Below are 10,928 nucleotides of genomic sequence, written 5' to 3'. Positions count from 1 at the left end.
TTTCCCCATGTGAGAGTAGGTCATCGTCAAGATTAAATTCCAGAACCCCTGTTTGCTAACGCAAACAGGGGTTTTGTTTTGGGCGCTTGAAAAGTATCTCTTCAGCCGCCGCCCCATCGCTCGCTTACTACCGCGCCTTCGCTTTACTGGATGAAATAACCTGCCGTTGAGGGAAATCGATACAAAGTGTTTCTGCATTTTTGGTATGGTGCAGCACATTTTCACAAGGATTGATCTTTATCCGCAGGACGCGGCGTCGACCTTTTTCAACGAGATGCTGTAGAAATGCCTGAACCGATACCCATCAAGGACCACGAAAAAGAACACCGTCTGGTCAACAAACGTTTGCTTGCCTGCGCACTCCTGGTGATCGGTATCACCTGCGCCCTGGTGGGCCGGATGTACTTCCTGCAGGTCGTGCAATACGACTATCACTCCACCATTTCCGAAAACAACCGCGTCCACGTGCTGCCCATCACCCCCACGCGCGGCTTGATCTATGACCGCAACGGTGTGGTCCTGGCCGACAACCGGCCCAGCTACAACCTGACCATCACCCGCGAGCGCACCACCGACCTCAAGGGTGAGTTGGACGCGATCGTCAGCTTGTTACACCTGCCCGCCGAAGATCGCGCTGTGTTCGACAAAGCGCTCAAACAGGCCCGCCATCCGTTCGTTCCCGTCACGCTGTTCTACGAGCTGACCGAAGAGCAGATCGCCGTCCTGGCCGTCAACGAGTTCCGCCTGCCGGGTGTAGACGTTGAGCCCCAGTTCGTTCGCCACTACCCATTGGGTGCGCACTTCGCTCACTCCATTGGCTATGTCGGACGAATCAACGAGAAAGAGTCCAAGGCCCTCGATTCAGTGGAATACCGCGGCACCCAATCGATCGGCAAAACCGGGATCGAACGCTTCTACGAATCGGAACTGCATGGTCATGTCGGTTATGAAGAAGTCGAAACCAACGCTCAGGGGCGGGTGTTGCGGGTGCTCAAGCACACGGACCCTATCCCGGGTAAAAACATTGTCTTGAGTCTCGACGTCAAGCTTCAGGAAGCCGCCGAGGAGGCCCTGGGTGATCGTCGTGGTTCGGTGGTTGCCCTGGACCCGCAAACCGGTGAGGTGCTGGCCATGGTCAGCAAGCCGAGTTTCGACCCGAACCTGTTCGTCACCGGCATCAGCTTCAAGGAATATGCCGCGCTGCATGATTCCATCGACCGCCCACTGTTCAACCGCGTGCTGCGCGGGCTGTATGCGCCTGGCTCGACCATCAAGCCCGAAGTGGCTATCGCAGGTCTCGACAGCGGCGTGGTCACTCCACAAACCCGCGTGTTCGATCCAGGGTACTACCAGCTGCCGGACTTCGATCACAAATACCGCAACTGGAACCACAGCGGCGACGGCTGGGTAGATATGGACGCCGCCATCATGCGCTCCAATGACACCTACTTCTATGACCTGGCCCACAAACTCGGCATCGATCGCCTGCATGATTACCTGGCCGAATTCGGCCTGGGGCAGAAGGTGTCCCTGGACATGTTCGAAGAGTCCGCCGGGCTGATGCCTTCCCAGGCCTGGAAACGCGCCACACGCCGCCAGCCCTGGTTCCCCGGCGAAACCGTGATCCTGGGCATCGGCCAGGGTTATATGCAGGTCACCCCGCTGCAGCTGGCCCAGGCCACTGCGCTGATCGCCAACAAAGGAGTATGGAACCGGCCGCACCTGGCCAAGACCATCAACGGCGTGCCACCGGTGGATGAGAACCCGATGCCCAACGTAGTCCTCAAGGACCCGCGTGACTGGGAACAGGTCAACCACGGCATGCAACTGGTCATGCACGACCCGCGCGGTATCGCCCGCGCGGCCGCGCAAGGTGCCCAATACCGCATCGCCGGCAAGAGCGGTACCGCGCAAGTGGTGGCGATCAAGCAGGGCGAGCGTTACAACCGCAACAAGACGCTGGAGCGTCATCGCGATAACGCCTTGTTTGTCGGCTTCGCGCCAGCCGAACATCCGAAGATCGTGATTTCAGTGATGATCGAAAACGGTGAGGCCGGTGGCCGAGTGGCAGGCCCGGTGGTGCGGCAGATCATGGATGCCTGGCTGCTCGACCAGGAGGGTCATTTGAAGCCGCAATATGCGACGCCGGCCAAAGCGCCAGGCGACCCGCGCGTCTGACTCAGACTTTCCATTCGCCCCAGCGCTCTACGCCGTCATCAACAAGCCAGGGCACATCATGGCTTGTCCAGATATGGGCGGTGGGCCTGATGCCCGGATCATCGTCCAGCGTCGCCACCCGCACGATTACGTGGGGTTGGTGCGCGCGTTCGGCGATCAGATGGGAGCCGCAGCGCGAGCAGAAATGGCGCTGCTTGCCCGGTGATGACTCGAACGACGACAGCAATTCTTCACCGTGAGTCCAGCGAAAGTGTTCACGCATCACGCCGGCCGTGGCGACAAACGCGGCCGCGTGCGCCTTGCGACAACTGTTGCAGTGGCAGTGACTGATGGGCATGTCCAGGCGGTCCACCTGGTAGCCCACACCTTTGCAAAAGCAACTTCCTTTCAAGCGTTCAGTCATAACCTATGACCAGGTCAAGGATGGGGACATCATCATCGCGCATAACCAAAAGTTGCGCATTGGTCGATGTCGCCTAGTGTTCAATGGAGGAGGTGACTTATGCACGTATTGGATCGGATCGAACGAAAAGTCCTGCTCAACGCATCACGTAAACAGGTGTGGGAAGCGCTCACCCATGCTGAGCGCTTTGGTGATTGGTTCGGTATCGCCCTCAAGGGAAAAACCTTTGTGACCGGCGAAACCCTCGAAGCGCAGATTACCTACCCAGGCTACGAACATGTGGTGTGGAAGGCCAGGATCGAACGCATCCTGCCGCAAACGCTGTTTTCTTTCTGGTGGCATCCCTTTGCGGTAGATAAGGATATCGACTACGACAAGGAAGAACCGACGCTGGTGGAATTCACCCTTGAGGATCGCGCGCCGGGCATTCTGCTGCGGGTGGTGGAATCGGGTTTCGACAACGTCCCCCAGGCTCGACGCCAGAAAGCGTTCAAGATGAATTCCCGAGGCTGGGATGAGCAAATGGGCAACATCGAAAACTATCTGAACAGCGCCAGGCGCGCCTGACGCGAACGGGCATCAACGCTGATGCCCATCGTCAACCGCCGTGTTGTTAGAAATCAATCGTCGCCGACAATTTCGCTACCCGCGGGTCGCCCTGGCTCAGGAAGCCACCCTGGGCCGATTCCCAGTATTTCTCGTTGGCGACGTTCTCCATCGTAGCGCCCAGTGTTACCTCACGTTGAGCCAGCGCGAAGGTGTAGCGCGCACCCAGGTCGAAACGGTTCCACGCGGGCAGGCTCAGGTTGTTCGCCGCGTCGGCATACTGGCCGCCCGTGCGCAGCATGCGCCCATTGAGGGTCACGCCTTGCAGGCCGGGCACGTCCCAATCCACACCGGCGTTGAGCTGGAACGAAGGGACGCCGATGGCGCGGTTGCCGTCGTTGGCACCGTTGAGGGTGCCCTTGAGTTCGGTCTTCATCAGCGTCACCCCCCCAAGCAAGCGCAGGCCACTTACCGGTTCGCCGAAGACGTTCAGTTCCACGCCTTTGTTGATCTGCTGGCCTTCGCGCACATAGCGCGCCGTGGTTGCATCGATGACTTGCGCATAACCCGCACCTGGCTGTTCGATACGGTACACGCCGAGGGTGGCGCCATAGGTGCCCATGTCGACCTTGACGCCCGCTTCGACCTGCTTGGAGCGCGCCGGTGCATAGGCTTGCCCGCCACCGATGATCGTCCGGTCACCGGATTTGAGCGGCGAGGTGGGGCCCTGGGCCAGGCCTTCGATGCGGTTGGCGTACAGCGACACGTGCTCCCACGGCTTGAACACAATGCCGTAGACCGGCGTGGTGATCGATTCGTCGTAGTTGGCCGTGCGTGTGCCGCTCATGTAGTTGTAGCCTTGCACCACCATTTGCTGGCGGCGTGCACCCAATGTCACCAACAGACGGTCGTCGAACACACCCAGGGTGTCGGACACCGCAGCGCTGCGCACGAATGTCTTGGCGGTAATGGTCGGGTCGCCGAAGTCGGTGCCCGGGGTATTGCGCGGCGTGTTGAGCGTGGGTGGGGCGCCGGTCACAGGGTTGTAGAGGTTGGTTGCCGCCGGTGAACCGTTGAACACATAGGCGTTACGCGCCTGAGTCCAGATACCGGCGAGGCCGACGTTGAGTCGGTGGCTGACGGCGCCGGTCTGGAACTTGCCGTTCAAGCCGGCCATCAGGCTGGCGTTGTCTTCTTCGTGGGCAATGGTCGAGCGGCTGGAGGTGGCATTGCCGAGGTTATCGGTCAGGGTAATCGAGGAATATCGGCCCATTTCCCGGCTGTGTTTGGCACCGCCTGCAGCGTAACCCGTCCAGTTTTCATTCAGGTCGTATTCGGCGCGCAGCATGCCCAGGGTGTCCTCCAGGTTGGTGCTGCTCCAGCGGGGCGCATAGTTGGTATCCGCCGAAGGCGCATCCGGGACGCGGGTCGCGCTGCCCAGGAACACGGAGTTGCGTCCGCCATTGATACGCTGCTTCTGATACACGAAATCACCCGACAGGCGCAGTGCATCGCCACGGTAATCGAGGCCGGCCGCGAACAGTTTCGACCGCTGGTTTTCGTCGTCAATACCGGTGTCGCCTTCGCGCTGGGACAGGTTGAGCCGCGCGCCAAAACGGTGGTCTTCACCAAAGCGCTGCCCGATATCCAGATGCTCGCCCACCCGGCCGTCGCTGCTGATGTCCGTGCTGAAGCGGCGCAGCGGCACGTCACCGGCGCGCTTGGGTTGCAGGTTCACACCGCCGCCGATCCCCGAGCCGCCCGGCGTGACGCCATTGATGAACGCGTTGGGGCCCTTGAACACTTCCACACGTTCCAGCGCGTCAGTGGACATAATCTGGCGTGGCAGGATGCCGTACAAACCGTTATAGGAAATATCGTCGCCATTCAACGGCAAACCGCGAATCATGAAAGTCTGGGCCTGGTTCGCATACCCTGACGCCTGGCGCACGGACGCGTCATTGAGCAGCACATCGCCGACCGTTTCCGCCTGCTGGTCGCGAATCAATTGCTCGGTGTAGGAGGACATGCTGAACGGCACGTCCATGATGTCCTGGTTGCCCAGCACACCCAGTTGGCCGCCACGGGCAACCTGCCCACCGGCGTACACCGCAGGCAACGCCTCGGGCGCGGGGGCCTGGGCATCGATGCGCGTGGCGTCCAGTTGCAGGGTGTTGCTCGTATCGGCCTGCGCGGCAACGCTAAGGGCGCAGCAAAGGGCAAGCACGGTAGGGCGAAAGGGCACGGCGAGGCGGCTACACAGAGGCATGGTCAATCCGGACGGTGAACCGTCAATGATGAGGAAGGGGGCAACACAGTGCGCTTCCTCACTGCGCGAATACGACTCCGGCGCGAATGATAGTAATTGTTATTCATATTCCGCAACAGATTTGTGAGATGACAGTTAACCTGCCGCCTTGACCGGATGCCGAGTAGAATCACGCCCTGAAAGTAATTGCCGAGGTGCGGTACGGTGGATTTACAGCAGGGTTTTGTCCTGACCCGGCATTGGCGCGACACCCCGGCGGGTACGCAGGTCAGCTTCTGGCTGGCGACCGACCAGGGGCCTCGGTGCATTCGCCTACCCGTGCAGACCTCGGTGATGTTCATCCCCGAGATCCATCGCAAGCCGCTGGGCTGGCTGCTCAAGGACGAGCGCGACATCGAGTTGCGCGCGTTGCAGTTGTGCGATTTCCATCATCGACCGGTCCTGGGTCTATACGCCCGGCAGCACCGCCAGATGATGGACATCGAAAAGCGCCTGCGCAGCGCCGGGGTCGACGTCTATGAAGGCGACGTGCGGCCGCCCGAGCGCTACATGATGGAACGCTTTATCACCGCCCCGGTGTGGTTCGGCGGCACTGCGGATGCGGACGGCACCCTGCTCGACGCGCAGATGAAGCCCGCTCCCGACTACCGTCCGCCGTTGAAGCTGGTGTCCCTGGACATCGAAACCACCGCCCAGGGCGATCTCTATTCCATCGCCCTCGAAGGCTGCGGCGAGCGCCAGGTGTACATGCTCGGTCCGCCCAACAAACACGACGCAGTGGATTTCAAGCTCGACTATTGCGACACCCGCGCCCAACTGCTTGAACGTCTCAACCAATGGCTGGCCACCCATGATCCGGATGCGATCATCGGCTGGAACGTGGTGCAATTCGACCTGCGCGTACTGCACGAACATGCCCAGCGCCTGAACGTGCCGCTGCTGCTCGGACGCGGCGGTGAAGCCATGACCTGGCGCGAACACGGCAGCCGCAATCACTACTTCGCCGCAGCCGCAGGCAGGCTGATCATCGACGGCATCGAAGCCCTGCGCTCGGCCACCTGGAGCTTCGAGTCGTTCAGCCTGGAGAACGTCGCGCAAACCCTGCTGGGCGAAGGCAAGGACATCTCCACGCCTTACCAGCGCATGGACGAAATCAACCGCATGTTCGCCGAGGACAAGCCTGCCCTGGCGCGCTATAACCTCAAGGACTGCGAGTTGGTCACGCGGATTTTCGAGAAGACCGGCCTGCTCGAGTTCCTGCTCGAACGCGCCAGCGTCACCGGCCTGCCCGCCGACCGCAATGGCGGTTCCGTCGCGGCGTTTACCCACCTCTACATGCCGTTGATGCACCGCCAGGGCTTCGTCGCACCGAACCTCGGCGACAAGCCGCCCCAGGCCAGTCCGGGCGGCTTTGTCATGGATTCACGCCCGGGCCTCTATGAGTCAGTACTGGTGCTGGACTACAAAAGCCTCTACCCGTCGATCATCCGCAGTTTCCTGATCGACCCGGTGGGCTTGATCGAAGGCCTCAGGCATCCGGACGACAGCGACTCGGTGGAAGGCTTTCGCGGTGCGCGTTTTTCCCGCACCCGGCATTGCCTGCCGGCCATCGTCACGCGGGTTTCCGAAGGCCGCGAAGTGGCCAAGCGCGAACGCAATGCACCGTTGTCCCAGGCCCTGAAGATCATCATGAATGCGTTCTACGGGGTGCTCGGTTCCAGCGGCTGCCGGTTCTTCGATACGCGGCTGGCGTCGTCGATCACGATGCGCGGGCACCAGATCATGCGCCAGACGCGGGAATTGGTTGAGGCCCAGGGCTATGAGGTGATCTACGGCGACACCGATTCCACCTTCGTCTGGCTCGGCAGCGCCCATTCCAACGAGGACGCCAGTCGTATCGGCCAGGCGCTGGTGGAGCACGTCAACGACTGGTGGCGCAGCCATCTGCACACCGAGTACGGCCTGCAGAGCGCCCTCGAGCTGCAATACGAAACCCATTTCAGCCGCTTCCTGATGCCGACCATTCGCGGCGCGGAGGAGGGCAGCAAGAAGCGCTACGCCGGCCTGGTGGTACGCGGCGATGGCAGCGAAGAGATGGTCTACAAAGGGCTGGAGACCGTGCGCAGTGACTGGTCACCCCTGGCGCGGCAATTCCAGCAGGAGCTCTACCGACGCATCTTCCATCGCCAGCCCCATCAGGAGTATGTCCGCGAGTATGTGCGTCGCACCTTGAGCGGCGAGCTCGACGACCTGCTGATCTACCGCAAGCGCCTGCGCCGAGCGCTGCATGACTACGAACGCAACGTCCCGCCCCATGTACGCGCCGCACGCCTGGCCGATGAATACAACGACCGCCTCGGGCGCCCGCGCCAGTACCAGCGCGGCGGCTGGATCAGCTATGTGATCAGCGTCAACGGCCCCGAGCCTTTGGAAGTGCGGCAAGCGCCGATCGACTACGATCATTACGTGACCCGGCAATTGCAGCCCGTGGCGGACGCGATCCTGCCGTTCGTGAACGATGATTTTGGCACTCTGGTGGGTGGTCAGATGGGCCTGTTCTAGGCGGATCGCCGCAACACCCGTTACTCAGGAGAAACGTCCATGTATACGCTTTATGGCACCGACGAGTCCGGTTCCTGCATGATCGAAATCGCCCTGCAACGCTGCGCCGTGCCGTGGCATCGCGTGGAGGCCAGTTCCTGGCAGGACAGCGAGGGCAGCGAAGCCCTTGCGCGCATCAATCCCCTGAAACAGATTCCCACCCTGGTCACCCCCGATGGCCAGGTGCTGACCGAAAGCGCCGCCATCCTGATCCATCTGGGCCTCGAGTATCCCCAGGCCGACCTGCTGGTCGGCAACCGCGCGCAGATTCTGCGCGGCCTGTTGTATATCGCCGCCAATTGCTATTCGGCCATCGGCATCATCGACTACCCGCAACGCTGGCTGGGCGACGCGGATCAAGCCCTGCAAGCGCAACTGACCACCGGCACGCGGCGCTATCTGCATCAAGCCTGGGTGGTGTTCGCCGATCAGTTTGCCGACCAGTTGTTTACCCCCGACAACGTCCCCAACGCGTTGGGCATCATGGCGGCGGCAGTGTCGCGCTGGGATGAGGCGCGGGAAGCGCTGCACAATCTGGCCCCAGGTTTTGCCCATACCCTGGAACGGGTGGACGCCGACCCGCTTGTGGCGCCCGTATTCGCCCGGCATTGGCCGGATTGGAAGGTCTCGTAATCAGAGGAAACAATCACCTTACCGCCCTGCAAACCCTTGCGTAGCGTACGCCCTGACCTACGCTTCTCAACGTGGCGTAGGAATCATCCTTGAATTTGACTGTCGCAGACATGAAACTCAAGAACCCTGCATGGAATTCAAAGGAGGTGCGCATGCTCATCCGGTCGCTGACCCTGGCTACCTTGATGGCTTTTACGGGGCCGTTGTTGGCTGCCGATGATAATCCGCTCAAGCTGGAGCTGGGCAAAACCCGCCCTCTGGTCGTGGTGGAACTCGATGCCGGTAACCCGACGTTGGCCACGCTCAAAAAACAACTGGAAGAGCCTGCCACCAGGCAGTCCTTCGAAGAACGCAGCATGGTGCTGTACACCGTGAAGTTCGGCAGCATCGGCGCCGAAGGCGAGAAGTTCGCCAAGGATCCCAAGGACAGCAAAAAGCTCACGCCGCCTGAGACCAATGCACTGATCCGCGCCCTCAAGCTTGGGGTCGGCAGCGGCACCAAGGTGATCCTGGTGGGCAAGGACGGGGACAAGAAAGTCGAGAAGAATGTGCCGCCGGATACGCTCGATCTGAAAGAGTTTTTCAGTACCATCGACCAGATGCCGATGGCCGAAAAAGAAGCGGCTGCCGCGCCGGAACCTGCACCGGTCGAACCCTCGCCAGCGAAGGGCGCGAAACCGGCCAAGCCGGGCAGCAAGCCCGCGCCGCAACAGCTGGACGACTGAGCATACACCGCCGTCTGTAGGAGCGAGCTTGCTCGCGAAAAACGTCAACGATAACGCGTGCTTTCTGAATGAACGCGGTGCCTGTGAGTTTTTCGCGAGCAAGCTCGCTCCTACAAAAAGCCTTAACTGGCTGGCATCAGGGCAAGCCCTCTCCTACATCAGTCCTGCTCACGGTTTAGCCGCTTTACGCAGCGGAAACGGAAAGTAGAAAAACCGCAGGAATGCCACGCGCTTGATCACTTCCCCGATCAGCAACGACACCACCACCGCCACCACAAAGCCCACACACGCCGCCAGGAACGGATGCAGGCCCAGACGCTCCATCAGGTCGAAGGTCTTGTGCTGGATCTCGCCGTGGAAGATCAGCACGATCAAGGTGGATTGGCCGATGTAGGTCATCATCCGGGTCAGCAGGGTCGACACCATCAACACCCGCGCCAGCGCCCAGCACAGGTACACGCCGATCACCGCCAGCAGGCTGGTCCACAGCCAGTGGTCATAGCGACGCTGCGCCAGGTCCATGGTGTCGTGGCTGTAGAGGAACACCACGGCGAACAGCGCCACCGCAATCAGCAGGGTCAACAGCGAACTCTCATGCCGACGCAGCCAATCGCGCAGCAGGTAGCCGTAGATGAAGTAGGTGCTGCTGATCAGCGTCACATCGAGGCTGAAGGGCAGGCCGGGCATTGTCCAGGTCTGCTCGCCGACGCTGACCGGCACTTGCCAGAACCACGGCAGCATCCAGATCCCGAGCAACAGTTGCGCGCCGGCCAGCAGACAAGCGCCCGGCAACGGCAGCTTAAGGCGCTGGATCAGGCGCAGCATCAGCCAACTGAACAGGATCGCCACCCAGAAGTGCGGCAAAAACCACAACGCCTGCCACGGGATGGTATCCACCGAGGCGTAAAACACGCCGCCGATGTCCGGCAGCAACGGCTGCCCGCGCAGCACAGCGCGCACGATCACATACGCCAACATGGTGAAGAAGAACGGCTTGAGCAAGCCATCGGCCTTGCGCACCGCCATCTCCACGAACGGCTGCTCGGGCTTGAAGAACACCCCGGACAAAAAGAAGAACAACGGCAGCACGAACGAGGCAATGATCGGGTAGAGCAAATCCACCGAGTTGGCGACAAACCAACTGTGGGCGTACACGATAACCAGGATACCGATGCCTTTGGCGATATCCATTTGAATCCAGCGATGTTTCATTTGAGTCTTCCCGAACGATCATTCACGCCTTGCGCCACGGCTTCAGCCACAGCCCCATACCCAGCAACACCACCGCGCCTGCCAGGGTGCTCAAGCCCAGTTGCAGCCACACGCCTTCGATTCGAAACAACAGCAGCGCCGCCAGCCCCATCAGCACGGTGCTGATCAGCCAATGCCGGGCCCACGGCAGGGCGCCGAGCAACGCCTGGCGCTGCATCAGCAGCAGCGCGGTGCAGAGCACGCCGGCCAGCGCCGCCAGGGGGATGCCGGGCAAGCCAAACGCAAACGGCAGCACGCTCAGCAGCAGCACGTTGACCAGGCTGCCGAGCAGCTCGCAGCGCAGCGGCTGGCGCGTATCGCC

The 10,928-nt window shown here is 61.2% G+C and carries 9 protein-coding genes; 5 read left to right on the top strand and 4 right to left on the bottom strand.

Annotated elements, in window-relative coordinates; all coding sequences use genetic code 11:
- The first annotated feature begins 285 nt into the window (after positions 1-285).
- Complete coding sequence (gene mrdA / locus BFP89_RS04565) at positions 286-2,178, top strand: penicillin-binding protein 2 (protein ID WP_065884393.1); 1,893 nt, start codon at positions 286-288, stop codon at positions 2,176-2,178.
- Position 2,179: 1 nt separating this feature from the next.
- Here mrdA and BFP89_RS04560 read toward each other — a convergent pair whose 3' ends face one another.
- The gene (locus BFP89_RS04560) at positions 2,180-2,581 is read right to left on the bottom strand and encodes a GFA family protein (RefSeq protein ID WP_065884392.1); all 402 of its coding nucleotides are present in this window, start codon (positions 2,579-2,581) and stop codon (positions 2,180-2,182) included.
- 99 nt (positions 2,582-2,680) lie between these two features.
- Here BFP89_RS04560 and BFP89_RS04555 point away from each other — a divergent pair, with 99 nt between their 5' ends.
- Positions 2,681-3,148 (top strand): SRPBCC family protein, encoded by a 468-nt coding sequence (locus tag BFP89_RS04555; protein WP_065884391.1) that lies wholly within the window; start codon positions 2,681-2,683, stop codon positions 3,146-3,148.
- A gap of 46 nt (positions 3,149-3,194) precedes the next feature.
- On the opposite strand, the gene BFP89_RS04550 is transcribed toward BFP89_RS04555, so the two are convergent.
- On the bottom strand, positions 3,195-5,396 hold the full coding sequence (locus BFP89_RS04550; RefSeq protein WP_065884390.1) for a TonB-dependent receptor: 2,202 nt from the start codon (positions 5,394-5,396) through the stop codon (positions 3,195-3,197).
- A gap of 204 nt (positions 5,397-5,600) precedes the next feature.
- Here BFP89_RS04550 and BFP89_RS04545 point away from each other — a divergent pair, with 204 nt between their 5' ends.
- The 3 genes from BFP89_RS04545 to BFP89_RS04535 all read left to right on the top strand — a co-directional run bounded on the left by BFP89_RS04545 (position 5,601) and on the right by BFP89_RS04535 (position 9,355).
- On the top strand, positions 5,601-7,958 hold the full coding sequence (locus BFP89_RS04545; RefSeq protein ID WP_065884389.1) for a DNA polymerase II: 2,358 nt from the start codon (positions 5,601-5,603) through the stop codon (positions 7,956-7,958).
- 39 nt (positions 7,959-7,997) lie between these two features.
- A complete protein-coding gene (locus tag BFP89_RS04540; protein WP_065884388.1) occupies positions 7,998-8,630 on the top strand; it encodes a glutathione S-transferase N-terminal domain-containing protein in 633 nt (210 codons plus the stop codon).
- Positions 8,631-8,782: 152 nt separating this feature from the next.
- Positions 8,783-9,355, top strand: a complete 573-nt coding sequence (locus BFP89_RS04535) for a DUF4174 domain-containing protein (protein WP_065884387.1) — start codon at positions 8,783-8,785, stop codon at positions 9,353-9,355.
- Between the two features lie 168 nt (positions 9,356-9,523).
- On the opposite strand, the gene BFP89_RS04530 is transcribed toward BFP89_RS04535, so the two are convergent.
- Positions 9,524-10,567 (bottom strand): acyltransferase family protein, encoded by a 1,044-nt coding sequence (locus BFP89_RS04530; RefSeq protein ID WP_065884386.1) that lies wholly within the window; start codon positions 10,565-10,567, stop codon positions 9,524-9,526.
- 22 nt (positions 10,568-10,589) lie between these two features.
- Positions 10,590-10,928: polysaccharide biosynthesis C-terminal domain-containing protein (locus BFP89_RS04525; protein WP_176718391.1), on the bottom strand; the 339-nt coding region annotated here is incomplete at its 5' end.

This window comes from Pseudomonas sp. 31 R 17, from assembly GCF_900004915.1.
Lineage (GTDB): Bacteria > Pseudomonadota > Gammaproteobacteria > Pseudomonadales > Pseudomonadaceae > Aquipseudomonas > Aquipseudomonas orientalis_A.
Note: the sequence above shows the minus strand (reverse complement) of the source record. Positions and strands in the feature narration are given on the sequence as shown.

Excerpts from the sequence above, each read along its gene's own strand:
- mrdA (WP_065884393.1), top strand. The coding sequence starts at position 286 with ATGCCTGAACCGATACCCATCAAGGACCACGAAAAAGAACACCGTCTG.
- BFP89_RS04560 (WP_065884392.1), bottom strand. The coding sequence starts at position 2,581 with ATGACTGAACGCTTGAAAGGAAGTTGCTTTTGCAAAGGTGTGGGCTAC.
- BFP89_RS04555 (WP_065884391.1), top strand. The coding sequence starts at position 2,681 with ATGCACGTATTGGATCGGATCGAACGAAAAGTCCTGCTCAACGCATCA.
- BFP89_RS04550 (WP_065884390.1), bottom strand. The coding sequence starts at position 5,396 with ATGCCTCTGTGTAGCCGCCTCGCCGTGCCCTTTCGCCCTACCGTGCTT.
- BFP89_RS04540 (WP_065884388.1), top strand. The coding sequence starts at position 7,998 with ATGTATACGCTTTATGGCACCGACGAGTCCGGTTCCTGCATGATCGAA.
- BFP89_RS04535 (WP_065884387.1), top strand. The coding sequence starts at position 8,783 with ATGCTCATCCGGTCGCTGACCCTGGCTACCTTGATGGCTTTTACGGGG.
- BFP89_RS04530 (WP_065884386.1), bottom strand. The coding sequence starts at position 10,567 with ATGAAACATCGCTGGATTCAAATGGATATCGCCAAAGGCATCGGTATC.